This is a genomic window from Rhizobium laguerreae (assembly GCF_002008165.1).
Classification (GTDB): Bacteria; Pseudomonadota; Alphaproteobacteria; order Rhizobiales; family Rhizobiaceae; genus Rhizobium; species Rhizobium laguerreae.
Map to the genome: position 1 here is coordinate 425,256 of NZ_MRDM01000010.1, position 25,673 is coordinate 450,928.

Genomic DNA, 25,673 nt, shown 5'->3' on the forward strand with positions numbered 1-25,673 from the left:
CGCTTTGACGCAAGGCGCCGGCTATCTCGGAAATCGTCAGCCGGCGGCCCGCGCATTCAGCAGATGCAGCACCTGCCGTGTCTCGCGCATGATCTCCTCAAGCGCCTGCCTGTCGCATTCGCGATAGCCCGCCTTGGCGATCGACGTTCCGAGCTCCGAGATCACAGCGCAGCAGCGGGTGATTTTCAGCATGCCGATCGGCGACGTCCAGCCGCGGGCATTGCGGTCCTTATCGGCGCGCCGCATCGTATCGAGCATGGAGCAGATGAGCGAGAGGCGCTCGGTTTCGCGAACCAGTTTTTCCATGAACATGGCGCGCTACTCCTATTTCAGCTTCTTCTTGAGGTCGTAAAGCGCATCCATGGCCTCGCGCGGCGTCATGTCGTCAAGGCTCATCGCCTTCAGCGCCTCCTCAACCTTGGAAGGTCCGCGAGCCGTTTCCTCGCGGCGCACCGCCACCTGGAAGAGCGGCAGGTCGTCGATCAGCTGGCTCGCCGGGTTCTTACGGTCGGCATCTTCCAAGCGCGTCAGTACATCACGAGCCCGCGCCACGACCGAGGCCGGAAGCCCGGCAAGGCGGGCGACCTGGATGCCGTAGGAGCGGTCTGCCGCACCCGGCCCGACCTCGTGCAGGAAGATGACGTCGCCGTCCCATTCCTTGACGCGCATTGTCGCGTTCGATAGCCGGCCAAGCTTTTCCGAAAGCACGGTCAACTCGTGGAAATGCGTGGCGAAGAGGCCGCGGCAGCGATTGGCCTCATGCAGGTGCTCGACGGCGGCCCAGGCGATCGAAAGACCGTCGAAGGTGGCGGTGCCGCGGCCGATCTCGTCGAGAATGACGAGGGAACGGTCGCTCGCCTGGTTGAGGATCGCAGCCGTTTCCACCATCTCGACCATGAAGGTGGAGCGTCCGCGCGCCAGGTCGTCGGAGGCGCCGACACGCGAGAAAAGTCGGTCGACGATACCGATATGGGCTGATGTCGCCGGCACGAAGGAGCCCATTTGCGCCAGGATCGATATCAGCGCGTTCTGGCGCAGGAAGGTCGACTTGCCGCCCATGTTCGGGCCGGTCAGCAGCCAGATCGCCCCGTCCCGGTCGCCGGTCCTCGGCGACAGATCGCAATGATTGGCGACGAAGGGGCCGCCCGCCTGCCGCCGCAGCGCCTGCTCGACGACCGGATGGCGCCCGCCCTCGATGGCAAACATCTTCGAGCCGTCGACCTGCGGGCGGCAATAGGCCTGCTCCTCGGCGAGAAGCGCCAAGCCTGCGGCGACGTCGATGACGGCAAGCGCCCGGGCGCCCGCTTTGATCGCCTCGGCTTCGGCAACGACGGCCGCCGTCATCCTGTCGAAGGCTTCGAGCTCGATCGTCAGCGCCTGGTCGGCGGCATTGGCGATGCGGCTTTCGAGATCGGCAAGTTCGGTCGTGGTGAAGCGCATCGCGTTCGCCATCGTCTGGCGGTGGATGAAGCGGGCCTTCGCGTCGGCCGTCTCCGTCATCGGCGCGGCATTGCCGGCGGTGACTTCGATGAAATAACCAAGGACGTTGTTGTGCTTGATCTTCAGCGACCGGATGCCGGTCTCCTCGGCATATTGCAACTGCAGGCCGGCGATGACGCGACGCGACTGGTCGCGCAGGGCCCGGACCTCGTCGAGCTCGGAGTTGGCGCCGTCGCGCAGGAAGCCGCCATCGCGTTTCAACAGCGGCAATTCGTCGGCGAGCATCTCGGCAAGCAGCTTTTCCAGCGCCGCGGGAAGAGCCTGCAGCCCGGATAGCGCCTGGCCGAGCTCTTCGGGCAGCATCGCCTTGCCGAGCATCGCCGCAACTCCACCGGCCGCGTCAAGGCCCTGGCGGATCGCTGAGAGATCGCGCGGGCCGCCGCGGTCGAGCGCCAGGCGCGACAGGGCGCGCGGCATGTCGGGCACATGTTTCAGCGTGTCGCGCAGATTGCCGCAGAGCAGGGGTTCGTCGATCAGGAAGCCGATCGAATCGAGCCGCGCATTGATGCGGGCGGGGTCGGTCAGCGGCGACATCAGCCGCTCGGCAAGAAGCCTGGCGCCGCCGCCGGTGACGGTGCGGTCGATCGCCTTCAAGAGCGAACCGTTGCGATCGCCCGAAAGCGTGCGGGCAAGTTCGAGATTGGCGCGGGTGGCGGGATCGATGAACAGCGTCGAGGCCGCACTTTCCCGCTCCGGCTTTCCAAGCGGCGGACGCTCGGCAATCTGCGTTTTCTCGACATAGGCGACGGCTGCTGCTGCCGCCGCCAACTCGGCGCGCGAGAAGGTGCCGAAGCCGTCAAGCGTCGCGACGCCGAAATACCGCGCGATCCGGCCTTCGGCGCTGGCGCTGTCGAAGAGCACGGAAGGCTGCGGCACGGCTGTGCGGCCGAGCACGTCGAAGACCGGCTTGAGTTCGGGATCGTGGAAGATCGTGTCGGGCAGGATGAGTTCGCGTGGATCGATGCGCAGGATATCGGCAAGGAGGCGCGAGGCTTCGGTCTCGGCAAGCCGGAAGACGCCTGTGGAAATATCGATCCAGGCAAGCGCCAGCAAGGCCTCGCCGCTGGCGCGAATGCGGGTCAGCGCCATCAGATAGTTGGATTCCGAGGGCGAAAGCAGCTTTTCCTCGGTGATCGTGCCTGGAGTGACGAGGCGCACGACGTCACGCTTGACGACGGATTTCGCGCCGCGTTTCTTCGCTTCCGCCGGATCTTCGATCTGCTCGCAGACGGCGACGCGGAATCCGAGCGAAATCAGCTTCTGCAGATAATCGTCGGCTGCATGCACCGGAACGCCGCACATCGGAATATCCTGGCCCATGTGCTGGCCGCGCTTGGTCAGCGTGATACCGAGCGCGCGTGAGGCTTCCAGCGCATCCTCGAAGAACAGCTCGTAGAAGTCGCCCATGCGATAGAAGAGAAGCGAACCCGGATTGTTCGCCTTGATCTCGATATATTGCTCCATCATCGGCGTCGCCGAGGCACGGCTTTCCGCCGTGGCGAGCTCGGCCGCCGAAAAGGCTTCATTCCCTGTGTCTATTCGTGCGTTCACGGAGGTGCAGTTTTTCCCAAAAAAACAGGTGCCAACCCTATCCGCGCGCCGCTATAGATGACAACAGCATTTGAGGAAGAGCAAAGCGTCGCCCACAGGACGTTGGAGGATTTATGCCCGATATCGATAAGAAGGACCGGCCGGTGACCTCAGTTACCGACCAGGAGGCGCTCGATTTTCACGCAATGGGCCGGCCCGGCAAGCTGGAGATCAACCCGACCAAGCCGATGGCGACGCAACGCGACCTCTCGCTTGCCTATTCGCCGGGTGTTGCCGTGCCCGTGAAGGCAATCGCCGCCGATCCGCAGACAGCCTACGACTATACGGCGCGCGGCAACATGGTCGCCGTCATTTCCAACGGCACGGCGATCCTCGGCCTGGGCAATCTCGGCGCGCTGGCGTCCAAGCCGGTCATGGAAGGCAAGGCGGTGCTGTTCAAGCGCTTCGCCGATGTCGATTCCATCGACCTCGAGATCGATACGGAAAATGTCGACGAGTTCATCAACTGCGTGCGCTTCCTCGGTCCCTCCTTCGGCGGCATCAACCTCGAGGATATCAAGGCGCCGGATTGTTTCGTCATCGAAAGCCGGCTGCGCGAGCTGATGGACATCCCGGTGTTCCATGACGACCAGCATGGCACGGCGATCATCGCCGCCGCCGGCCTGATTAACGCGCTGGAGCTGACCGGCCGCGACCTGAAGACGACGAAACTCGTCTGCAACGGTGCGGGCGCTGCGGCGATCGCCTGCGTCGAACTCATCAAGGCAATGGGTTTTGCGCCTGACAACGTCATCCTCTGCGACACCAAGGGCGTCATCTACCAGGGCCGCACCGAGGGCATGAACCAGTGGAAATCGGCGCATGCGGCAATGACCGACACGCGCACGTTGGAAGAGGCGATGAAGGGCGCCGACGTCGTCTTCGGCCTGTCGCAGAAGGGCGCGTTTTCGGCCAAGATGATCCGCTCGATGGCGGAGCGGCCGATCATCTTCGCCATGGCCAATCCCGATCCCGAGATCACCCCGGAAGAGGTAGCCCGCATCCGCGACGACGCCATCATGGCGACCGGCCGTTCGGACTATCCGAACCAGGTCAACAACGTCCTCGGCTTTCCCTATATCTTCCGCGGCGCTCTCGATGTCCGCGCCTCCACAATCAACGACGCTATGAAGATCGCCGCCGTCAACGCGTTGGCAAATCTTGCCCGCGAGGACGTGCCTGATGACGTCGTTGCCGCCTATCAGGGCAACCGGCCGCGTTTCGGCTCGCAATATATCATCCCCGTTCCCTTCGATCCGCGCCTGATCTCGGCGATCCCGGTCGCGGTCGCGCAAGCCGCGATCGAAAGCGGCGTCGCCCGCAAGGTCATCACCGACATGGCCGGTTATGCCCGCGAGCTTTCGGCGCGCCGCGATCCGATCGCCTCGACGCTAGCCAGCCTTTACGAGCGCGTCCGCCGCCGTCCGAAGCGCATCGTCTTTGCCGAGGCCGAGGAAGAACAGGTCTTGCGTGCGGCCATGTCCTACGCCAACCAGCAGCTCGGCACCGCCATCCTGCTCGGCCGCGAGGACCTGATCCGGGCGACGGCGGAACGTGCCGGCATCGATCTCAACCGGCCGGGCCTCGAAATCGTCAATGCCCGGCTTTCGACCCGGGTCGAGGCCTATATCGACTATCTCTATGCCCGGCTGCAGCGGCACGGTTATCTCCACCGCGACGCCCAGCGACTGATCCATAACGACCGCAACCACTTCGCAGCCACCATGGTGGCGCTCGGCGATGCCGACGGCATGGTGACGGGGATCACCCGCAATTATTCGACGGCACTCGAGGATGTGCGCCGCTGCATCGACGAGAAGCCGGGCCACCGCGTCATCGGCGTGTCGCTGGCGCTTTGCCGCGGCCGCACGGTCTTTGTTGCCGATACCGCGGTGCACGACATGCCGACGGCCGAGGAGCTTGCCGATATCGCCGAAGAGGCCGCCGGTCTGGCGCGGCGCATGGGTTATTCGCCGCGGGTCGCCATGCTGGCCTATTCCACCTTCGGCCATCCCTCGGGCGAACGTTCCGAGCGGGTGCGCGAGGCGGTGAAGATCCTCGACAAGCGCCGCGTCGATTTCGAATATGACGGCGAGATGGCGGCCGACGTCGCTCTGAACCGCAAGGTGATGGAGCAATATCCCTTCTGCCGCCTTTCCGGCCCGGCCAACGTGCTCGTCATGCCGGCTTTCCACTCGGCCTCGATCTCGACCAAGATGCTGCAGGAGCTCGGGGGCTCCACGGTGATCGGCCCGATCCTCGTCGGTCTCGACAAGCCGGTGCAGATCACCTCGATGGGTGCCAAGGACAGCGACATCGTCAATATGGCTGCGATCGCCGCCTACGGGGCGGGCTAGTAGTCTTCTTCGCCTATAACAGAGATATGTGCCCGGCTAGCAGCGCGCCCGCCGGGCACATATTTTGAGACATGAGCCGGAGTTCAATTCGGTCTGGGGACCGTCAAGACCGACCCCTCAACGCTGCATCGTCTGAATTATCCTAACTGGCGAAGCGGCCGGCGTCGGCGCCGTAATAATTCAGATAACGGTCCGAAATGCTGGAGATCGGCAGCACGATCAGCACGTCGGTCGTGTTGAAGGCATGATCGACGACCGCGTCGGAGCCGACCATCGCACCGAGGCGCAGATAGCCCTTGATCAGCGGCGGCAGAGCCATCAGCGCCCGCTTCGGGTTGATAGCCTCGACCGGCATCAGGTCCATGTTGCGGGCCAGATGCGGCAAGGCGCCGACGGCCCATTCGTTCTTCGCCAGCACATTGTGGTAGAGGAAGGACAGCGCCAGCGCGTGGCTTTCGAGATAGACGCCGGGGAAAGACGCGCAGCCGAACATGGCGCTGACGCCGTGCTTCAGCGCGTAGGCCCAGTTGCCCTGCCACAGGAGCTCGACGGTGCGCTTGGTGCGGTATTCCGGCAGCACGCAGGAGCGGCCGAGCTCCATGAAGCGCTTGTCCGGATGTTTGGCGATGAGGCCTTCGATTTCGAATTCGGAAGCCGAGTAAAAACCGCCATTGGCGATGGCGACATCCTGACGCAGCAGACGGTATGTGCCCACGATCTGGTCTTCCGGGTCGCCCTCGATCGAGCGGTCGAGCACGAGAAGATGATCGCAGACAGCGTCATAGGCATCGACATCGCGCTGGCGGCGCATGGCGTCCAGCGGCAGCTGCGCCTTCATTTCGTCGACGAAAACGCGGTAACGCACGGCCTGGGCGGCATCGATCTCGCGTGCCGTGCGGGCAAGGCGGGTCTCCAGATTGCCGATGCGGCCGAGGATATCGCCGTCCTTCTGTACAGCAGCCGTCGAGGGCCGTGCAGCCTCCGCGGTGGTGTCACGATTCAGGATGTCGATGGCGGACATGACGATTCTCCCGTTACCGGCTTATCGACGCCATAAAACACTTCTCTACGACAGGAAAGTGACATTTTGAATTTCCAAGCGCAAGAAGCGTGCCGGTTTCTGAGGCGCTCACCGCGCCTCTGCCCGGCGGGCGGAAAGGGCGGCAACCGCCTGAACTTCGGTCAGCAGCCGCACCGGATCGACCGGCTTTATCATGACGCGATTGGCGCCGTTGAGCAAGACTTGGCGGCGTGATTCGTCGCTCTTGTCGGCGGTCAGTACGATCACCGGCACCGGCGCGAGATCGAGCCGCCGCTCGTGGCCGCGCAGGCGTCCTAGCATGTCGATACCGTTGCCGCCAGGCATCGAGAGATCGCTGATGATGATATCGGGCCGGGCATTGGCGTCGCAGAGCGCACAGTCGAGCAGTGTCTCGAAATCTTCGACATGGCGCACCTTGTGCCCGCCCTTTTCCAGAACGACACGCACCAGCATGGCATTGATCGGATCGTCTTCGCCGAGCAGGATGCTGAGCCCGCTGGCGGCAACCAGCGTCTCCGCCACCGAAAGCCCGAAACCCGGCTGGTTGTCGTTCAGCGCGTCGCGCTTCTCCATGCCGCGCATGCGCCCGCGCAGCACGTCGATCAGCGACTGTTCGCGCAGCGGCCGGATCAGCCAGGCATCGAAGAGGTCAAGCGGATGGGCGCTACGCTCTTCCGGATTGACGAGCAGGACCTTGCGCAAACCGAGTGCTGCGATTTCGGCGCGATCGGCAAGATGAGCGGAAAATTCCGCCGACATCCGATGGTCGATGATGATGTCGGTCGACCGCCGTCCGCCCTTCGCCAGTTCGAGCAGCGTTGCCCGCGCCATCTCGCCGTCGCCGACGAGATGGCAGAGACCGCCGAGCGCAGTGATCGTTTCGGCGATGGCAGTGCGCGCCGCACCTGCCGGCGCCAGCAGTACGACACTGTTGCCGGCAAGCAGCGTGTTTCGCCGGTCGGGGCGCTCGCTGCCGATATCGACAGGGAAGCGGATGGTGAATTCGCTGCCTCTGCCCATTTCGCTGGCAACCGTCAGCGCGCCGTTGAATTCGCGCATGATGCGGGCGGAGATGGCAAGGCCGAGCCCGGTCCCGCTGCTCTTGTCGGCAACGCTCCCGCCCTGCTCGAACTCGCCGAAGACGCGCGCCTGCTCCTCCGCCGTCATGCCGGGACCGCTATCGGTGACGGTGATCAGCAAGTCGCCGGCGTCGAGCGACACGCGGATGAAGACGCCGCCGACCTGGGTGAACTTCACGGCATTGCCGATGACGTTGAAGAGGACCTGGCGCAGCCGCGCCGGATCGAAGCTCATATTTTCGGGCACGTCGGATGACACGGTGGCGCCGATCTCGATGCCCTTTTCATGCGCCCGGTGGGCGAGCATCTCGACGACGCTTTCCAGCAGCTTGCGCAGCGATTCCGAGCGCGGGTGCAGCGCGAAGCGGCCGACTTCGATGGTGGAGAAGTCGAGCAGATCCTCGACGAGCTGCGTCAAGGCGTGGCCGGACTGGCGGATGTTTGCGAGATAGTTCTGCTGCTCCTGCGTCAGCCGCGTCTCGGCGATCAGATGCGTCATGCCGAGGATGCCGGAAAGCGGCGTGCGCACCTCGTGGCTGACGGTGGCAAGCAGCCTCGATTTGGCGGCGCTGTTATACTCGGCCTTCTGGCGAGCCTCCTCGCGGCCCTGTGCGATCAGCCGCTCGTCGGTCACGTCGCGGGCAATGCTCTGCAGCAGCAGGCGGCCGTTTGCCGGGTCGCGGGTGACGACATCGCGCCAGAGGAAGATGCGCTGACCCTCCGGCGTCGAAATCTCGACGTCGTAGCAATGCGGTACCGGGCCGGGGCGGAAGGCAATCCCGATCTCCTCGCAGGTGCGTCCTTCCGGACGCAGCCGCCCGGTCAGGCGGCTAAAAGTATCGTTGGCGGAGATGATACGCCGGTCCATGGTGCGACTGACCGTGATGTCGCCGAGCACGTCGTGCACGTCGGCGAACAGCTTTACGCCGGCGTTCCAATCCGGCATGGGTTGACCGGGGCGTTGCCCGGCCTTGCGCGAGCGAACCATCAGCAGGGCATAACTGGCGATGACGGCCAGGCCAAGGATGACGAGACCGCCCGAAAGCAGCAGCGGATCGCCGGCATGGGCAAGCAGCATCAGGATCGTTGCGGCAAGAAGGCCGGCGCCGCCAAGCCAATAGAACAGCAGGCGCCGTGTCGGTGCAGGCCCGCCCTGGCGGTCATCGGCGCCCCGGGGGGTCGCTGCGATGGGCCGTTGGGAAACGACCTCCATCCGCTTCTCATGCGGCTTGGCGGCGGGTCCACCGAAGGCGGCGGACAATCTTTCCTGCAACTGTCCCAGGTTCTGCATGCTATCTGACTAACATGAGGCCCGTTCCGAATGCCTTCAGGATTTCGATAAGATTTTAGCGGCTGGCCTTTTTCGGCAGCAGCAGTTCGTCGAGAATGACGCAGCCGGCCCCGATGGTGATGAAACTGTCGGCGAGATTGAAGACCGCGAAGGACCAGCTCTCGGTGTAGAAAAGAATGTAATCGATCACATGCCCATAGGCGAAGCGGTCGACGAGATTGCCGATCGCGCCTGCGATGATCAGCGCATAACCGAGATGAGCGATCCAGCGATCCTTTGCCGTGCGGTACCACAGCCAGATGACGAAGGCGACGATGACGAGCCGCATGCCGACGATGAACCAGCCATCCATGCCTGATAGCATCGAAAAGGCGACGCCGAGATTGTAGGTGCGGTAGAGCGCCAGCATCGGAATAACGGGCACCGCCTCCTGCAGCGGCAGGTAATGATCAACGGCGATCTTGACGGCCTGGTCGATCAGAACGGCGACGACGATGAAGAAGAGGATCGGCGCCGGGCGCGAAAACAGCGCCGGGCGTGCATGCGTCTGTTCGGTCATTTGCCCTCGGCAAGTGAGAGGAGATGGCGGCGTGCCTCGAAAAGCATGACGGCGGTGGCGACGGCGAGGTTCAGTGAATCGGCGCGGCCCTGCTGCGGAATGCGGGCAAGCGCGTCGGCCTCCCTGGCCAACTGCTCGGGCAGGCCGGATTGTTCGTTGCCCATCAACAGCACGACGGGCTTTTTCCGGTAGTCGATCGTCCGGTAATCGACCGCGCCGGCAAGATGTGTCGCGACGACGGAAACGCCGGCCGATTTCCGCCAGGCAATGAATTCCTCAGGCGTCGCCCGCGCCACAGGAACGGCAAAGACCGAGCCCATGGTCGCCCGCACCGTTTCGAGCGAGAAGGGATCGGTCGTTTCTCCGAGAAGTATGATGCCGGAAGCGCCTGCCGCATCGGCCGTGCGGATGATGGTGCCGAGATTGCCGGGGTCGCGTACCCGATCGAGCGCCACCCATGTCTCGCCCTCGCTCAGTCGGATACCCTTCAGCGGCGTCCAGCGCTGTTCAAAGATGCCGACGACCATCTGTGGATTGTCGCGGCGGGTGATCGAGGCGATCACCTTTTCGCTGACCTCGAGCACCAGCCCGCCCGAGGCGACGGTCTTTGCCGCCATCTGCTCGACCAGCGGCTTGCCCTTGGCGCCCTTGGCATAGACCAGCGTGCGGATCGCCCAGCCGAGTTCGATCGCATCGATGACGAGCTTCAGCCCTTCGGCCAGGAAAGTACCGCTTTCCTCGCGAGACTTCTTGTTCGTCAGCGCCTTGATATCCTTGATGATCGGATTGGCGAGCGAAGTGACTTCCTTCACCTGTCCGACCCTGCGCGGTCCCTGATCGTGGAAGTCCTTGCTCATTTCGGTACCCAGCGGGAAAAGAGGGAGGTGGAAAGCGCGCGGCCCTGCGTCTTGCCGTCGGTGCCGGCTTCGCGAATCACCAACTCGCCGGATTCGACCACACCGCCGGCGCCCCGCATCGTCTCGCGCATAAGCTCGTGGATCGAATAGAAGCTGGCGCGGATCGAATAGGCCGTCAGCACCAGGCCCACCGCCTTCGGCGACAGGATCTCGCGGCAGACATCGAGCATCAACGGCAGATGCTCGAAGAGATGCCAGACTTCGCCATTGGGGCCACGGCCGAATTTCGGCGGATCGGTGAGGATGATATCGTACTGGCTGCCGCGGCGTTCCTCGCGCAGGATGAATTTCATCGCATCCTCGCAGATCCAGCGGATCGGCAGCTTCTCCATACGCCCGAGCGCCTGGTTTTCCCGCGCCCAGCCAATCGCCTTCTTCGAGGCGTCGACATGGGTGACCTCGGCGCCGGCTGCGGCGGCAACCAGCGAGGCGACGCCGGTATAACCGAAGAGGTTCAGCACTTTCAGCGGCCGGCCGGCCTTTTCGACCTGATCCTTCATCCAGCTCCAGTGGACGATCTGTTCGGGGAAGACGCCGACATGGCGGAAGGAGGTGAAGCGACCGAGGAAATCGACGCCGAGCAGGTTGAGCGGCCAAGTCTCGCCGAGTGCCTCCTTCGGGAAGCGCCAGCGGCCGGTGCCTTCCTCGTCGGTGTCGCCGGTGAAGGCGGCATCGACCTTTTCCCAGACTTGGGGCGCCAAAGAAGGACGCCACAGCGCCTGGGCTTCCGGACGGATGATGCGATAGGGGCCGTATTGCTCGAGCTTTTCGCCGTTGCCGCTGTCGATCAGATGGAAGTCGCCGGCCCCGAGCGATTCGAGGATGACCGGTACGCGCTCGGTCGGGCGTTCGCCGCTGCGTGTCATCAGGGGACGCACGACGGCGGCAGGCACAGCAGCCTCGCGCACCGCCTCACGGGTTGCCGCGGGCCGCGCGACCGGCTTCGGCGGCCGGCCTGCCCGATCGTCCCTGCGGCTTTCACCGGAAGGACCCGATGTTTTCTTCTGGCCCGGCCGGCCTTCTCTCTGTTTCAACGTGCTCTTCCGCGTCTCTGTCGGGGTGTCTTATCGGCTTTGTGTCGGCTGCAGGCCTGGGCGTCTTTTGAAACGCGCAAAGCGCGCTGCGGCACTTTGAATATGCAGTAGCCCAGAAAAGCGGGGCGGATCAACTGCGCTGCCGGCCGGCCCGGGCAAACGGACAGGGTTTTCCCGGCGCGGCGCCTATTTCAAGCCTTCGGAGGCCTGTCTGCGAAGCCAGCTTTCCGCCGCATAAAGGGCTGCCACATGCATCGACTGCATGATGACCGCGCCGGACTGCAGCTCGCCGAGGATGGCAGCAAGATCCGCAAACAGCAGCTCAACCTTCTCGCCCGGGTCGAAAGACGGTTCGCCGGCCCGGCTGAGACCAAGCGCCAGCCAGCTCGTCACCATATTGCTGTGGCTGGCGGCATTCGGATAGGAGGTCAGCAGCTTGACGAAGGTCGAGGCTTGATAGCCGGTCTCCTCCCGGAGTTCGCGCTCGGCCGCCGCCATCGCCGCATCGCCGGTCTTGCTGTCGCCGGGTTCGAGGCTGCCGGCGACCAGACCGAGCACGATTTCGCCGCGGCCATGTCGATATTCCCGAGTCAGCAGCACGCGTCCGTCGGGCATCACAGGGATGACGTTTATCCAGTCGGGATAATCGAGCACATGGAAGGGCGCGACGACGATTCCATCGGCGGTGATGCAATCGTCGCTCCGGACACGGATCCAGCGATCCTCATAGGTGATGCGGCTCGCCGTCACGCTCCAGGGCTTCAGTTCGTCGTTCATCGGCCCGTCCCTTGTGTGTCAGTGCGTGTCAGGTGCGTGTCAGATCGCAACCCGGCAGATAACATTCCGTGCCGCCTTGGCAAAGCGCTTTCCCGCTGGGATAAGATGAGCGAATCGAAGATGGGGCCATCGAATGGATTTCACCGGCGAAGAACGCATCGCCGCGCCGCGGGACGTCGTCTGGGCAGCGCTCAACGATCCCGAGATCATGCGCGGCTGCATTCCGGGCTGCCAGAGCATCGAGCGGCTGTCGCCGAGCGCTTTCGAGGCGACGATCAAGGTCAAGTTCAGCCTGCTGTCTGCCACCTTCCACGGGCTGCTGACGCTTTCCAATGTCGATGCGCCGAAGAGCTATACGCTATCGGCCGAAGGCAAGGGCGGTCTTGCCGGCTTCGCCAGGGGCAGCGCCGATATCGTGCTTGAGGAAAGGGGCGCCGAGACGATCCTGCACTACCGGTCGAAGGCCGAACTCGGCGGCGGGCTCGCCCAGCTCGGCGCCCGCCTGCTCGATTCGACCTCGCAGAAGCTCGCCGAAGGGTTCTTTTCGGATTTCAATGCCGCCGTCGTCGCGAAAATGGCGGCCGATTAGGCTTGGCGCGGGCGGAGGGTTTGTTTAAATCGGCACCATAATGTGGACCATCAGGCCGCCGCGGGCGGAAGACCAGGACGTGCTTGCGGAGATTTACCTTTCCGTGCGCCGCGAAACATTCGTCTGGGTCGATCCGGGCAAATTCCATCGCGAGGATTTCGCCGCCCATACCAATGGCGAAACGGTCTTCGTCTGCGCGCATGAAAGCGGCAGCGTCGCCGGCTTCCTGTCGCTTTGGCCGGAGGACGATTTCATCCACATGCTCTACCTAAAACCGGAATTCCAGGGTCAGGGCGCAGGCACGGCGCTGCTGCACGCCCTGCCGGAATGGCCGCAGCACCGGTATCGGCTGAAGTGCCTGGTGAAGAACCGGCGGGCAAAGGCGTTCTACCTCGCCCACGGTTTCCGCGTGACCGGCAACGGCGCGTCGCCGGAGGGCGACTATGAGGAACTGAGCTTTTTTCCGGTTTGACGGCCGCCGAACCCGAGCCAATCGAATATTGACCAGTTTTACCGCGCCGGCAGCTGCCCGGCAATTTCTTCTGCGCGGTTCTTGTGGCGGTCGGCCTCGCTTTGCCAGCGGATGGCTTCCTTGGCCTCGGTGCGGGCGCGCTTGCGGTGTTTGCCCTGGCTGAACCAGGTGGCGGCCGCCCCGATCAGCATGCCCGTGATCAGCGCGACGACGAGGAAGACGAAGAAGGGCGCGGAAACTGCAAGCACCTGGTCTTCCGGCCGGAACGGATTGAAGGCGAGCGTGACGCTCTGCCGGTTGGCGACGCAGAAGACGATGAGGATGACGCCGAGCGGCAGCAAAATCAACAGGTTGACGATCTTCTTGGCCATTAGAGGTCTCCACGCGGCAGATTGCGCCGGTCTTTTTGAAGGGCGCGTTTCATGCTTGCAGCGCTATGTGTCCTTGTAGGACACGCGAAGCACGATGCGTTACCAGAATAGGAAAACGGCCCTCGAGTTCAAGTGCGGTTTCGCCGCAGGCAGCGACGGCTCAATCCTCTTCGTCGGCCTGGCCGGGATTAAGCCGCTCGCGCAGCTCCTTGCCGGTCTTGAAGAAGGGAACCCACTTCTCCTCGACGAAGACGGTATCGCCGGTCCGCGGGTTGCGGCCGGAGCGCGAAGGGCGGTTCTTGACCGAAAAGGCGCCAAAGCCGCGCAATTCGACTCGGTTACCCGCAGCCAGTGCATCCGTGATCTCGTCGAGAACCGCGTTGACGATATTCTCGACGTCGCGATGATAGAGATGCGGGTTGCGTGCCGCAACAATCTGCACCAATTCAGACTTGATCACTTTCGCCCCCTTAAATTATTGATTTCTTATCAATCGTGGCCAACCTGCCAAACTGAAAGCAGCCCGTCAAGAAGCAACTTTGGGGGCAGGATTCCATTGATATCCTGGGTTTTCATGAGATCACCATAACCGAAGATCGTAATCAACCGCGAAACAGCCCCAGCGAGCAGAAAGGGCGTATTGCTCTTCTTGTCCCAGTCTACCATCGGCAGATCGCTGTCGACGCCGCGTGACGTCAGATAGGCGCGGATCTCAGCCTCGCCCCCGATTGTATCGACGAGTTTCGCCTTCAGCGCCTGGCGCCCGGTGTAGATCGTGCCGTCGGCCAGTTTCAGCACCTCGTCGCGCGGCAGCTTGCGCCGGTCGGCGACCAGGTCGACGAACCAGTTATAGCTGTCGACCACCATGTTGCGGATCATCGCCTTGGCTTCCTCGCTCGCCTCGTGGAAGGGCGAGGGCTCGGCCTTCAGCGGCGAGGACTTGATCTCCTGCAGCGAGACGCCGATTTTGTCGAGCAGCGGCTGGATCTGCGGATACTGGAAGATGACGCCGATCGAACCGGTGATCGAGCTATCACCGGCAATGATCGTATCGCCGGCGGTGGCGATCATGTAGCCGGCGGAGGCGGCGAGCGTGCGCACGTCGGAGACGACAGGCTTCTTGGCTGATATCGCACGGATCGCCTTAAAGACTTTTTCGCCGCCATAGGTCGTGCCGCCGGGCGAGGAGATCGAAATCACCGCTGCCTTCACCTGGTCGCTGGTCTCGACCTTCTTCAGCCGCTCAAGAAGTTCGTCGTCATCGACGATCAGCCCGGATATCGTCACATGGGCGATGTGCGGGCGCTGCGTCCCGGCATCGCCGAGAGCAAAGCGGTAGAAGGCGAAACCAAGTGCCACGATGAGGGCCACCGCGATGAGGCGCCAGAAGCCCAGCTTGCGGCGCAACCGCCGGCGATCCGCGATGATCGAACTGTCCATAGAAACCTCCAGCGCTGGCACCGGCTTCGGCATGCCGCCGATCGATCCGGTGAAATAGAGTGGCAGCGGCCCGTACGAATGCCACTTTTAAATGTTTTTCCGTTTTGTTGCTTGTTGCAGAAAAAATTCCATATTGGCAAGCCAATGTAATAATGCGAAACGAACTGTGATTGGCGGCCGGCTTTGTTATCGAAGCGCGGCGATCACCGCACATGGACGAGGCCTATGCTCGATACCCTGAAGAACAACGGACATGCCGCCTATTCAGGGTCCGGCAGGAGCGCTTATGGCGATGCGTTGTTCCATTCCGCCCGCGTGCGGCGGCTGAAGATATTGCTGCCTGTGGCAGCCCTCATCGTCGCGGCGAGCCTCACCGCGGTGGCGTTGGTCAGCATCTATCTGCCCGAGAACATCAAGATGGAAGGCGCCAAGATCGAGAACGGCAAGGTCGTGATGGAAAAGCCGGCGATATCAGGCCGCAATTCCGACGGCATCAATTATTCGATGCTGGCCGAAAGGGCGCTGCAGGATATCCGCAATCCCGATCTCATCACCCTCGAGACCATCAAGGCCGCCGTGCCGATGAATGACGGCCTGATCGCCCGCGTCGTCGCCTCGACCGCCGATTACAACCGCGCCACCGACAATCTGCATATGACGGCTCCCTTCACCCTGGTGCTGAGCAGCGGCCTCAATGCGAATTTCCAGTCCGCGCAGCTCGACATCAAGGGCGGAAACATGCGGAGCGACGACCCCGTCACCATCACCAAGGACAATGCCTCCATTGTTGCGAAGACGCTTCAGATAACCGATAAGGGGCGGGTGATCACATTCGAGGGGAATGTTCGCATGAATGTCGATCCATCCACCATCCATAAACAGGGCACTTAACCAGCCGGGTCATCCATGACAAAAGATTGTCGCATTTCCACTTGCAAGACAGGCATGGCATTCATTGCCGGCGCATTTGCCCTTATTCTGACGGCCACGGGCGCCGGCGCGCAGGCGACGGCCACGATGCCGGGCATGAAGCTGTCCAACGACCAGCCGATCCAGATCGAAAGCGACAAGCTGGAGATCCACGACCAGGAACACACCGCGCTCTTCACCGGAAACGTCAAGGTCGTCCAGGGCACGACGACGATGCAGTCCGGCAAGATGACCGTCTATTACAAGGACAAGGCGGCAAAGCCGGCTGCTGACGGCGCGCAGCCTGCAGCGCAGCCGGAACAGTCGGCCTCGCTTGCATCGGGAAGTGCTGATATCGACAAGATCCTGGTGACGGACAAGGTCTTTTTGAGCTCGGGCACGCAGACGGCGACCGCCGATGACGGCAATTTCGACATGGCCTCGCAGACATTCATCCTCACAGCGGATGAGGGGAATAAAGTTATTCTGTCGGACGGGCCGAACGTCTTTACCGGCTGCAAACTGACGGTTCACATGCAGACCGGTCAGGCGCAGCTTGAAAGCTGCGGCGGGCGTGTCCAGATTCAGCTCGATCCGAAATCGCAGCCGAATGCGCAGCAGCAGAAGCAGAACTGAGAAGCCGGCCTCCCACGTGAAATTATCATCGCTATCCACCATGTTCGGCAAGCCCGGGCCACAAGCTGCGGGCGCCGCCGACAAGAGCCGCTATCAGGGAACGCTGATCGCACGGGGTCTGACGAAGACCTATGCGACGCGGCGCGTCGTCAACGGCGTCTCGCTGGTGGTGCGCCGTGGCGAGGCCGTCGGCCTGCTCGGCCCGAACGGCGCCGGCAAGACCACCTGTTTTTACATGATCACCGGCCTGGTGCCCGTCGATGAAGGCACGATCGAGATCGACGGCAACGATGTCACGACCATGCCGATGTACCGCCGCTCGCGTCTCGGCGTCGGTTATCTGCCGCAGGAAGCCTCGATCTTCCGCGGCCTGACGGTGGAGGAGAATATCCGCGCCGTCCTCGAAGTGCATGTGAAGGACAAGGCCGAGCGCGAGCAGAAGCTGAACGAGCTGCTGGAAGAATTCCATATCCAGAAGCTGCGCAAAAGTGCCGCCGTCGCCCTGTCCGGCGGTGAGCGCCGCCGCCTCGAAATCGCGCGTGCGCTTGCGACCGACCCGACCTTCATGCTGCTCGACGAGCCCTTTGCCGGCGTCGACCCGATCTCGGTCGCCGACATCCAGAATCTCGTTCACCACCTGACGGCACGCGGCATAGGCGTTCTCATCACCGACCACAATGTGCGCGAAACGCTGGGCCTTATCGACCGCGCCTACATCATCCATGCCGGTGAGGTGCTGACCCATGGCCGGGCAAACGACATCGTCAACAATCCGGAAGTGCGCCGGCTCTACCTCGGCGACAATTTCAGCCTCTGACCCCGGATCGGGATGATTTTAGGCCGGATCGGCAGAAATTCACCGTGCCGTCATAGTTCCGCTTGACCAAATACAATAAAAAAGCAATTTTTGGGCCAACTTGGATTTCCGTGGCCTGAAGCCTTGATCGGACGCGGTTTCCCGGAGGAATCGAGGGGAGTTTCGCGTCCGTCATGGCACTGTCCGCCAATCTTTTCCTGCGCCAGACCCAGTCCCTGGTGATGACACCGCAACTGATGCAATCCATCCAGTTGCTGCAGATGACTCATTTCGAACTCAACCAGTTCATCGCCCTGGAAGTGGAGAAGAACCCGCTGCTCGAATTTCCGTCGAATGACGGCGAGGCGGGCGGCGAACGCGGCGATGCCGAAGATGGAGAGTATGCTCATCAGCCTGAGGATGCCGGCTCCGACGATGGCTATGACAACCGCGCCGAGGCGCTCTCCAGCGACTGGTATGACAATGGCGGCAGCGCCAGCACCAGCCGGCTGAACGACGAACTCGACGCCAATTACACCAATGTCTTTCCTGATGACGGAGCCCCGCAGCGCCTCGATGCGCCGGAACTCGTCAGCCAGTGGAAGTCGATGCCGGGCAGCGGTGAGGGCGCCGACTACGATCTCGACGATTTCGTCGCCGGTCAGGTGTCGCTGCGCGATCATCTCGCCCAGCAGATCCCCTTCGTCCTGCCTGACATGGCCGACCGGTTGATCGCGCAGAATTTCGTCGACCAGCTCGACGACTGCGGTTATCTACAGGCCGATATCGTCGAGGCGGGCGAGAGGCTGGGCACGAGCCTCGCACAGGCCGAGCGCGTGCTTGCCACCCTGCAGAGCCTTGATCCGCCAGGTGTTTTCGCCCGTAGCCTCGCCGAATGCCTGGCGATCCAGCTCAGGCAGAAGGACCGGTACGACCCGGCCATGCAGGCTCTGGTCGAAAACCTCGAACTGCTGGCCCGGCGCGATTTTGCCACGCTGAAGCGGCTCTGCGGCGTCGACGAGGAAGATCTTCTCGACATGCTCGGCGAGATCCGTCAGCTCAATCCCAAGCCCGGCAGCGGCTTCGAAGCGGGTGTTTCCGAAGCAATCACGCCGGATGTAGTCGTCAGGCCCGCCTCGGACGGCGGCTGGCTGGTCGAGCTCAATCCGGATACGCTGCCGCGCGTGCTGGTCAACCAGTCCTATTTTTCCCGTGTGACGAAGAACGGCGAGGACCACGCCTTCCTCTCCGATTGCCTGCAGAGCGCCAACTGGCTGACGCGCAGCCTCGACCAGCGGGCAAAAACCATCATGAAGGTGGCAAGCGAAATCGTCCGCCAGCAGGACGCCTTCCTGCTGCACGGCGTCGATTACCTGCGCCCGCTGAACCTGAAAACGGTCGCCGAGGCGATCAAGATGCATGAATCCACCGTCAGCCGCGTCACGTCGAATAAATATATGCTGACGCCGCGCGGCCTCTTCGAACTCAAATATTTCTTCACCGTCTCGATCAGCGCCGTCGCCGGCGGCGACAGCCATTCGGCCGAGGCCGTGCGTCACAAGATCCGTGCGCTGATCCTGCAGGAGAGCCCGGAGGCGGTGCTTTCCGACGACGATATCGTCGACATGCTGAAGAAGGGCGGCGTCGATCTCGCCCGCCGCACCGTAGCGAAATACCGGGAGGCAATGAACATCGCCTCTTCGGTCCAGCGCCGCCGCGAGAAACGGGCGCTCGCCAAGGTCGCCGGCTTCTGACGCGGCAATGCTTCGACCTCGATCGAAGCATCCGGCCTGCAAATCCCGCTATTCCTCTCCGGCACCCTTCGTCTTTTCAGACGTGCAATGGCGCTGCAACCCTTTCAATTGTCTTCAACGAAGATCGAAATGCCAACCATAACACCGCAAAATTCCAACCTGGCCAGGGAGCTTTTCCTGCTGCTGGTGCTGGCGACCCTTTGGGGTTCCTCCTATAGCTTCATCAAAATCGGTGTCGAGACGATCCCGCCGATCACGTTGATCGCCGCCCGCACGCTGATTGCCGGCGGCATTCTGCTGGCCGTCCTGCGCCACCGGCGTGTCCGTCTGCCGCGTGATCGTGCCACCTGGCGGCGGTTTTTCGTTCAGGCCTGTCTGAACAGCGTCGTCCCCTTCACGCTGATCGCCTGGGCGGAACAGTCCGTCGATGCCGGATTGGCGGTGATCCTGAATTCGGCAACGCCGATCTTCACCTTCCTGCTGGCCGTGCTGATCACCGGCCATGAGCAGGTGACGCTGCGAAGGCTTTTCGGCGTCATGGCCGGGCTTGCCGGCATCTGCCTCGTCATCGGCATCGAAGCGCTCAGTGGTCTCGGTGAAAACCTGATGGCGCAGCTTGCCATCATCCTGGCGACTATCTGTTATGCAGGTGCCGCGATTTTCAGCAAGAACTTCAAGGGGCTTGATCCCGCCGTGCCGGCGGCCGGCTCGTTGATCTCAGGCGCGGTCGTTCTCTTGCCGATGAGTCTTATCATCGATCGGCCGTGGGAACTCGATCCTTCGGCGGCATCGATGCTGGCACTGCTGGCCCTCTCCGCCTTTTCGACGGCGCTTGCCTTTGTGATCTATTTCCGTCTCGTCCAGACGCTGGGTTCGGTCGGAACCACCGCGCAAGCCTATCTCAGAGTGCCGATCGGTGTTGCGATCGGCATCGTCTTCCTCGGCGAAAGGCTGAGTCCGACGGCCTGGATCGGACTCATCTGCGTCATATCAGGTGTCGCCGCCATGACGATCCCCGCCAGAAGGGGCGCAACGCAGGCGCGAAACGCGTAAAGTGGATGGACTGGCGGTCGGCGGTATGCCTTGCCCGACAAGGCATCCGCCACACGTTGACCGAGTGCCACTGTTGGTGATTCGGCGCCCTATTGACTTTTCGGCACGCTCTGGCTAGAAGCCCGCCGCAATCGATGCCGTGAACGGCGTCTGGAGTTATCCCCAGCATCAGAAGGGCACCAAGGACCCGCAGGCCTAAGCCGATCTTGCTTGAGATTGTGCGAAGTGCTTGGATGAACCTGAGGCTTGGCGTAAACTGATACCCGCAAACGACCATAAGAAGGGAAACTCCATGAGTGTGCGTGTATCCGGGAAACATATGGAAATTGGTGAATCTTTCCGTCAAAAGATCGAGGACCAAATTGGTATGGCCATCACGAAATACTTCGACGGGGGATATTCCGGCCAGGTGACCGTGGAAAAGGCGAGTTCTCGTTACTCGGCGGATTGCAAGCTGCATCTCGACAGCGGGGTGGTGCTGCATGCGGCCGGCGAGGCGACCGACCCGCAATTGGCTTTCGATGCCGCCTCCCAGCGGATCGAAAAACGGCTGCGGCGATACAAGCGCAAGCTGAAGGACCATCACGCCGGAAACCATCTGAATGGTTTTGCAGAGGTCTCCTACACGGTTATGGATTCCGTTCCTGATCACGATGATGAAATCGCTGACGATTTCGCTCCGGCGATCGTCGCAGAAAGCACGAAGCAGCTGAAGACCATGTCGGTCGCCACCGCAGTGATGGCGCTCGACATGACCGACGAGCCGCTTCTCCTGTTCCGCAGCCCCGGCAAGGAACATCTGAACATCGTTTACCGTCGGCACGACGGAAATATTGGCTGGATCGATTCAGCCAGTATCAAAGGCTGAGATCAGGGTGGTGAGCGGCGGTATTGCCGCCGCTCCTTGCATTTGATCCCGGCGACAGAAGGAAAAAGAAATGGCATTGGCAGATTTGCTCCATCAGGATGCGATCATTCCCGCCCTCAGAGTAAATTCCAAGAAACAGTTGCTTCAGGAATTGGCTGCAAGAGCCTCCAGGATCACCGGGCTTTCCGAACGGGAGATTTTCGACGTCATCCTGCAGCGCGAACGCCTGGGCTCGACCGGAGTCGGCAACGGCATCGCCATTCCTCACGGCAAGCTGGGAAACATCCATTCGATCGTCGGCATCTTCGCTCGGCTTGAGCAGCCGGTCGATTTCGAGGCGCTGGACGACCAGCCTGTCGATCTCGTGTTCCTGCTGCTTGCGCCGGAGGGCGCGGGCGCTGATCATCTCAAGGCTCTGTCTCGTATCGCCCGCGTGCTGCGCGATCACGATCTGGTGGCCAAGCTGCGGGCCACCGATTCCGCCTCGGCGATCTACGCCTTCCTCAACGAAGAGCAGACGTCGAACGCTGCCTGACGCGCGTCGCGCGATAACGCATTAATTCTCGAATGCAAAAAGGCGCCGGGTCTCCCAGGCGCCTTTTGCATTGAAGAGACTGAGCGGAGCTTGTCGAGCAAACCCGGTGCCGGCAGGCGGATGAGGGGGCTGCCGGCACCGCGTTGACCCATCAGGCCACAATCTCCGCGGTCCCATCACTATACGAAACAGCACATCGGCGCCTGTCGCCGTCCATCCCTTCAAGATTTCATATCCTGTCTGCGACTTCCTCGCTCAAGGGGATCGAAGGTTGTGCCCCGGCCTTGAGGCAGGCGAGCGAACCGGCAACCGCCGCGCGGCGCAGCGCCGAGACAAAATCGAGGCCATCGTCGAGGCTGGCGGCGAAATAGCCGCAGAACGTGTCTCCCGCGCCGACCGTATCGACAGGTTCGATCTTGAGACCCTGCGCTCGTGAAATCGCCCCGTCGCGGATGGCGATGACCCCATCGGCGCCAAGCGTCACGATCAGCGTCTGGCCGGTCTCCGCATGCAAGCGCGCAAGGGCTGCCTCCCGTGCTTGCGCGTCTATGCCTTCCTGCCCGGCTAGCCGTTCGAACTCGGTCTCGTTGGCGATGACGATATCGGCGAGCCGGCCGAGGCGCGGCGCATCGGGGATCAGCGGCGCGAGGTTGAGGATGCTGGTGACGCCCTTGGCGCGGGCGGCCGACAGCGCGCGTTCGACGGCAGCAGCCGGAACTTCGAGCTGCAACATCAGGATATCGCCTTCGTTCATGCGGCCGATCGCCGTCTCGGCATCGGCAGGCGTGACGAGGCCATTGGCGCCGGGAACGACGGCAATCATGTTTTCGCCGTCGCCGCCGACCAGGATCAGCGCCGTGCCGGTCGGACCGTCGACATGTTTGATCAGGGAAAGGTCGGTGCCTGCAGCATCGAGCAGGGCCAGCGCCTCCGCAGCGAAGGCATCCTTGCCGACGGCGCCGGCCATATGCACGTAGCGGCCGGCGCGGCGCGCTGCCAGCGCCTGGTTGGCGCCCTTGCCGCCGGCGGCCGTGGCAAAGCCGCCGCCGGCCACCGTCTCGCCGGGCTTCGGCAGGCGCTCGGTCGTGGCGATGAGATCCATGTTGATGGACCCGAAAACTGTGATCATGAATGTGTCCCGTCTTCCGGAGCATGCGGGCGAAATCATGCTCCTACTGTTTCATGCGGGCGCGACACTGCCCGAAGCGGTCAGTCCTCGTCAACCACCCGGAGTTTCAGAAGGCCGGTGCGGCTCTCCACCGATTTGGCCGCGGCTTCGCTGTCGCGGGCGGGCTTGGCCTCGCCGCCACTCGCTTCGAATTCCAGCGCTTCGATCCTGGCGCCGCGTTTGGTGAGCTTGTCGGCCGACGTGACCACCATATCGATATCCTTCTGCGCCAGGGCGAAATGGCCCTGCAGCTTGCGCACCCGCTCGTCGAGGCGGCTGAGATCGTCCATCAGGATTGCCACCTCGCCCTGGATCAGATGTGCCTGCGCCCGCATGCGCTGGTCCTTGAGCACGGCCTGGATGACCTGGATCGACAGCATCAGCAGCGACGGCGAGACGATGACGACGCGTGCGCGGTGCGCCTTCTGCGCCACCGGCTCGAAGTGCTCGTGGATCTCGGCGAAGATCGATTCGGATGGCACGAAGAGAAAGGCCGTATCCTGGGTTTCGCCCTGGATCAGGTATTTCTCGGAAATGTCCCTTATATGGACCTCCATGTCCCGGCGGAATTGCTGGCCGGCGATCTTGCCGGCCTCGGGGCTGCCGGCGTCGCGGATCGCATTCCAGGCTTCGAGCGGAAATTTCGCGTCGATCACCAGCGGCGGCGCGCCGTTCGGCATGCGGATCGTGCAGTCCGGCCGCGAACCGTTGGACAGCGTCTGCTGGAAGGCGTAGGCGCCCATCGGCAGGCCGTCGGCGACGATCGTTTCCATCCTGGACTGGCCGAAGGCGCCGCGCGTCTGCTTGTTGGACAGAATGGCCTGCAGCCCGACGACATCCTTGGCAAGCGTCTGGATATTGTTCTGCGCGGCATCGATGACCGCCAGCCGCTCCTGCAGCCGCTGCAGGTTCTCATGCGTCGATTTCGTCTGCTCGGTGATCGTCGAGTTGACGCGCTGCGACATGCCATCGAGGCGTTGGCTGATCGTCTGGTTGAGCTCGCTCTGCCGCGCGCCGAAGACCTCGGTCATCGCCGCGATACGGCCATGCATCTCCGCCTGGATCTTCAGAAGCTCGGCCATGCGCGCTTCGTTTTGCTGAGCACGAAAGCTCGCTTCCTCCGCCTGCTCGCGGCGAAGGCTGGCGCCGCGCAGCAGAAGCACGATCACCAGCAGGGCGAGGGCGGCGAGAACGCCGCCGACAAGCGCCAGCATGGCCGGGCTGATCGAGGCAAGGGCAAGGGCGAGCGATTCGGAATGGATGGTCATGCCGCGAGCATAACAGAAGAAATGGCGATATATAGATCAAAACGTGAACGGAATGGGTGGGCCTCAATATCCTCGCAAGCGACCGCTCTTCCTCCCTTGGGGAGAAGTCCGCAACATGGGTGCGATCATCCAGCAGAATTCGGACATGGTCGAGCAATCCTCGGCGGAAACCCGCCGGCTCAAGGACGAGGTGGAGACGCTGATCGAGCTGCTGCGGCGTTTCCGCGCCCGACCGGAGGGCCGCTCCGCCGGTGCTGCTCGACGGGCTGCCTGAGGCCAATATGGCAAAATTCCAGACGGGGATGCAAAAAAGCGTATTCCCCGCCTACCGGATAATTCCATAGTCGGAAAAGATGGGTTATGGGAACGCCATGACCATCAAGCCACTCATCATTCTTCCCGATCCCGTTCTCCGCCAGCTGTCCAAGCCGATCGAGCGGGTGGATTCCGACCTGCAGCGTCTTGCCGACGATATGCTGGAAACCATGTACGACGCGCCGGGCATTGGCCTTGCCGCGATCCAGATCGGCGTGCCGCGCCGCATGCTCGTCATCGATATCTCGCGCGAGGGCGAAGAAAAGCAGCCGCAGGTCTTCATCAATCCGGAGATCCTCACATCCTCCGACGAGCGCTCCGTCTATGAGGAAGGCTGCCTTTCGATTCCGGATTATTATGCCGAGGTCGAGCGCCCGGCCACCGTCTCGGTCAAGTATCTCGACCGGAACGGCAAGGAACAGACGGTGGAAGCCGACGGCCTGCTCGCCACCTGCCTGCAGCACGAGATCGACCACCTGAACGGCGTGCTCTTCATCGATTACATCTCGCGGCTGAAGCGGGAGATGGTGATCAAGAAGTTCACCAAGGCGGCGAAGTCCAAGGCACTCTGACGCTGCGTTGAAAATTCATCGGCGAGAAACTATGATATCACTGATATCATAGTGGAGGTGCCGAATGGGTGATTTTCTGATCAGAAACATTTCTGAAGCATTGAAGCGAGACATTGCGCAATCGGCGCAGCGGAGCGGAAACAGCCTTTCGGACGAGGCCAAGGAGCTTTTGCGGGAAGCGCTGAAAAGAAAAACCGAAACAAAGCCCGAGACTTTGTCGGCGTATGACGCAATACGCGCCGCTTTCGTCAGCGAAAACGCAGTCGACGATGAATTTGCTGCAATCATGGACGAAATCGAGGCCGCGCGGAAAAAGGATTTCGGTCGGCCGTTCGAGGATTTCGAATGATCGTTCTCGATACGAATGTGATTTCCGAGTTCGCCAGGCCATTGCCGAGTGAAAAGGTGAAGGCCTGGATATTGCAGCAGGATGGCTCGAGAATCTGGCTTTGCACGGTCGGCTTGATGGAGCAGATTTACGGAGCTGAAAGGGCTTTCTTGAAGACAGGATCGGACCGCTTCTTTCGCGCGATCGAGAATTTGGTGAAAGGCCAGTTTCGCGATCGTATCGTCGGCTGGGATTTGGAAACGGCCATGGCAACCGGACGCTTGCGGGCGAAACGCGAAAATATGGGGCGGCCGATTTCGGTCCAGGATGCCATGATAGCCGCCATCTGCCTTGCAAACGGCGCAACGCTTGCGACCCGCAATACCCGAGATTTCGAGGGGCTTGATCTCAAGCTCGTAAACCCGTTTGAAGACGGTTGATCCTCAATTGGCG

Annotated in this window: 26 protein-coding genes and 1 pseudogene; 14 read left to right on the plus strand and 13 right to left on the minus strand. The window is 62.3% G+C overall.

Going from position 1 to position 25,673, the window contains the following annotated elements:
• Positions 1–36: 36 nt before the first annotated feature.
• Complete coding sequence (locus BS630_RS10550; RefSeq protein WP_003544896.1) at positions 37–312, minus strand: hypothetical protein; 276 nt, start codon at positions 310–312, stop codon at positions 37–39.
• 12 nt (positions 313–324) lie between these two features.
• The gene (gene mutS, locus BS630_RS10555) at positions 325–3,051 is read right to left on the minus strand and encodes a DNA mismatch repair protein MutS (protein WP_077977371.1); all 2,727 of its coding nucleotides are present in this window, start codon (positions 3,049–3,051) and stop codon (positions 325–327) included.
• Positions 3,052–3,164: 113 nt separating this feature from the next.
• On the opposite strand from mutS, the gene BS630_RS10560 reads away from it, so the two are divergent.
• The gene (locus tag BS630_RS10560) at positions 3,165–5,447 is read left to right on the plus strand and encodes an NADP-dependent malic enzyme (RefSeq protein ID WP_077977372.1); all 2,283 of its coding nucleotides are present in this window, start codon (positions 3,165–3,167) and stop codon (positions 5,445–5,447) included.
• 142 nt (positions 5,448–5,589) lie between these two features.
• Here BS630_RS10560 and olsB read toward each other — a convergent pair whose 3' ends face one another.
• The 6 genes from olsB to BS630_RS10590 form a co-directional block, all read right to left on the minus strand.
• On the minus strand, positions 5,590–6,468 hold the full coding sequence (gene olsB / locus BS630_RS10565; protein WP_077977373.1) for a l-ornithine N(alpha)-acyltransferase: 879 nt from the start codon (positions 6,466–6,468) through the stop codon (positions 5,590–5,592).
• Positions 6,469–6,576: 108 nt separating this feature from the next.
• Positions 6,577–8,859: a PAS domain-containing hybrid sensor histidine kinase/response regulator gene (locus BS630_RS10570; protein ID WP_077977374.1), complete on the minus strand. Its 2,283-nt coding sequence runs from the start codon at positions 8,857–8,859 to the stop codon at positions 6,577–6,579.
• A 55-nt stretch (positions 8,860–8,914) separates the two neighbouring features.
• Positions 8,915–9,418 carry a signal peptidase II gene (gene lspA, locus BS630_RS10575; RefSeq protein WP_077977375.1) on the minus strand — a complete coding sequence of 168 codons (504 nt, stop codon included), beginning with the start codon at positions 9,416–9,418 and terminating at the stop codon, positions 8,915–8,917.
• Positions 9,415–10,275 (minus strand): TrmH family RNA methyltransferase, encoded by an 861-nt coding sequence (locus BS630_RS10580; protein WP_077977376.1) that lies wholly within the window; start codon positions 10,273–10,275, stop codon positions 9,415–9,417. Before BS630_RS10580 ends, lspA begins: the two co-directional genes overlap by 4 nt.
• Positions 10,272–11,369 carry a class I SAM-dependent methyltransferase gene (locus tag BS630_RS10585; protein WP_077977377.1) on the minus strand — a complete coding sequence of 366 codons (1,098 nt, stop codon included), beginning with the start codon at positions 11,367–11,369 and terminating at the stop codon, positions 10,272–10,274. The genes BS630_RS10580 and BS630_RS10585 overlap by 4 nt, the downstream gene beginning before the upstream one ends.
• A gap of 186 nt (positions 11,370–11,555) precedes the next feature.
• Positions 11,556–12,146, minus strand: a complete 591-nt coding sequence (locus BS630_RS10590) for an NUDIX hydrolase (protein WP_077977378.1) — start codon at positions 12,144–12,146, stop codon at positions 11,556–11,558.
• A gap of 133 nt (positions 12,147–12,279) precedes the next feature.
• Here BS630_RS10590 and BS630_RS10595 point away from each other — a divergent pair, with 133 nt between their 5' ends.
• Both BS630_RS10595 and BS630_RS10600 read left to right on the plus strand, forming a co-directional pair.
• Positions 12,280–12,735, plus strand: coding sequence for an SRPBCC family protein (locus BS630_RS10595; protein WP_077977379.1), 456 nt, complete (start codon positions 12,280–12,282; stop codon positions 12,733–12,735).
• A 37-nt stretch (positions 12,736–12,772) separates the two neighbouring features.
• Positions 12,773–13,207, plus strand: coding sequence for a GNAT family N-acetyltransferase (locus BS630_RS10600; RefSeq protein WP_077977380.1), 435 nt, complete (start codon positions 12,773–12,775; stop codon positions 13,205–13,207).
• A 38-nt stretch (positions 13,208–13,245) separates the two neighbouring features.
• Here BS630_RS10600 and BS630_RS10605 read toward each other — a convergent pair whose 3' ends face one another.
• The 3 genes from BS630_RS10605 to sppA form a co-directional block, all read right to left on the minus strand.
• Positions 13,246–13,578, minus strand: a complete 333-nt coding sequence (locus BS630_RS10605) for a LapA family protein (RefSeq protein WP_017958728.1) — start codon at positions 13,576–13,578, stop codon at positions 13,246–13,248.
• Positions 13,579–13,738: 160 nt separating this feature from the next.
• On the minus strand, positions 13,739–14,038 hold the full coding sequence (locus BS630_RS10610; RefSeq protein ID WP_003544934.1) for an integration host factor subunit beta: 300 nt from the start codon (positions 14,036–14,038) through the stop codon (positions 13,739–13,741).
• A 29-nt stretch (positions 14,039–14,067) separates the two neighbouring features.
• Entirely contained in the window at positions 14,068–15,018 is a 951-nt protein-coding gene (gene sppA, locus BS630_RS10615) for a signal peptide peptidase SppA (RefSeq protein ID WP_077977381.1), read from the minus strand.
• A 225-nt stretch (positions 15,019–15,243) separates the two neighbouring features.
• Between sppA and lptC the strand changes: the two genes are divergently transcribed.
• The 7 genes from lptC to ptsN all read left to right on the plus strand — a co-directional run bounded on the left by lptC (position 15,244) and on the right by ptsN (position 21,569).
• On the plus strand, positions 15,244–15,909 hold the full coding sequence (gene lptC / locus BS630_RS10620; RefSeq protein WP_020048214.1) for an LPS export ABC transporter periplasmic protein LptC: 666 nt from the start codon (positions 15,244–15,246) through the stop codon (positions 15,907–15,909).
• Between the two features lie 15 nt (positions 15,910–15,924).
• Positions 15,925–16,563 carry an LptA/OstA family protein gene (locus tag BS630_RS10625; RefSeq protein WP_017958731.1) on the plus strand — a complete coding sequence of 213 codons (639 nt, stop codon included), beginning with the start codon at positions 15,925–15,927 and terminating at the stop codon, positions 16,561–16,563.
• A gap of 40 nt (positions 16,564–16,603) precedes the next feature.
• Entirely contained in the window at positions 16,604–17,380 is a 777-nt protein-coding gene (gene lptB, locus BS630_RS10630) for an LPS export ABC transporter ATP-binding protein (RefSeq protein ID WP_003556077.1), read from the plus strand.
• 173 nt (positions 17,381–17,553) lie between these two features.
• Entirely contained in the window at positions 17,554–19,113 is a 1,560-nt protein-coding gene (rpoN, locus tag BS630_RS10640; protein WP_027666156.1) for an RNA polymerase factor sigma-54, read from the plus strand.
• Positions 19,114–19,242: 129 nt separating this feature from the next.
• On the plus strand, positions 19,243–20,166 hold the full coding sequence (locus tag BS630_RS10645; RefSeq protein WP_077977383.1) for a DMT family transporter: 924 nt from the start codon (positions 19,243–19,245) through the stop codon (positions 20,164–20,166).
• A gap of 292 nt (positions 20,167–20,458) precedes the next feature.
• Positions 20,459–21,034: a ribosome hibernation-promoting factor, HPF/YfiA family gene (hpf, locus tag BS630_RS10650; protein ID WP_017958734.1), complete on the plus strand. Its 576-nt coding sequence runs from the start codon at positions 20,459–20,461 to the stop codon at positions 21,032–21,034.
• 70 nt (positions 21,035–21,104) lie between these two features.
• A complete protein-coding gene (gene ptsN, locus BS630_RS10655) occupies positions 21,105–21,569 on the plus strand; it encodes a PTS IIA-like nitrogen regulatory protein PtsN (RefSeq protein WP_017995882.1) in 465 nt (154 codons plus the stop codon).
• Between the two features lie 229 nt (positions 21,570–21,798).
• On the opposite strand, the gene BS630_RS10660 is transcribed toward ptsN, so the two are convergent.
• Together BS630_RS10660 and BS630_RS10665 are read right to left on the minus strand one after the other, a co-directional pair.
• Positions 21,799–22,698 (minus strand): ribokinase, encoded by a 900-nt coding sequence (locus BS630_RS10660; protein ID WP_077977384.1) that lies wholly within the window; start codon positions 22,696–22,698, stop codon positions 21,799–21,801.
• Between the two features lie 80 nt (positions 22,699–22,778).
• Positions 22,779–24,005 (minus strand): DNA recombination protein RmuC, encoded by a 1,227-nt coding sequence (locus BS630_RS10665; protein ID WP_077977385.1) that lies wholly within the window; start codon positions 24,003–24,005, stop codon positions 22,779–22,781.
• Between the two features lie 106 nt (positions 24,006–24,111).
• On the opposite strand from BS630_RS10665, the pseudogene BS630_RS10670 reads away from it, so the two are divergent.
• The 4 genes and pseudogenes from BS630_RS10670 to BS630_RS10685 all read left to right on the plus strand — a co-directional run.
• Positions 24,112–24,279: pseudogene (locus BS630_RS10670) on the plus strand (globin-coupled sensor protein); the annotation flags it as partial.
• A 97-nt stretch (positions 24,280–24,376) separates the two neighbouring features.
• Complete coding sequence (gene def, locus BS630_RS10675) at positions 24,377–24,892, plus strand: peptide deformylase (RefSeq protein WP_072640856.1); 516 nt, start codon at positions 24,377–24,379, stop codon at positions 24,890–24,892.
• A gap of 64 nt (positions 24,893–24,956) precedes the next feature.
• Positions 24,957–25,241 (plus strand): FitA-like ribbon-helix-helix domain-containing protein, encoded by a 285-nt coding sequence (locus BS630_RS38520; protein WP_077977386.1) that lies wholly within the window; start codon positions 24,957–24,959, stop codon positions 25,239–25,241.
• Positions 25,238–25,660, plus strand: coding sequence for a type II toxin-antitoxin system VapC family toxin (locus tag BS630_RS10685; RefSeq protein WP_027666161.1), 423 nt, complete (start codon positions 25,238–25,240; stop codon positions 25,658–25,660). The genes BS630_RS38520 and BS630_RS10685 overlap by 4 nt, the downstream gene beginning before the upstream one ends.
• The last annotated feature ends 13 nt before the right edge of the window (positions 25,661–25,673 follow it).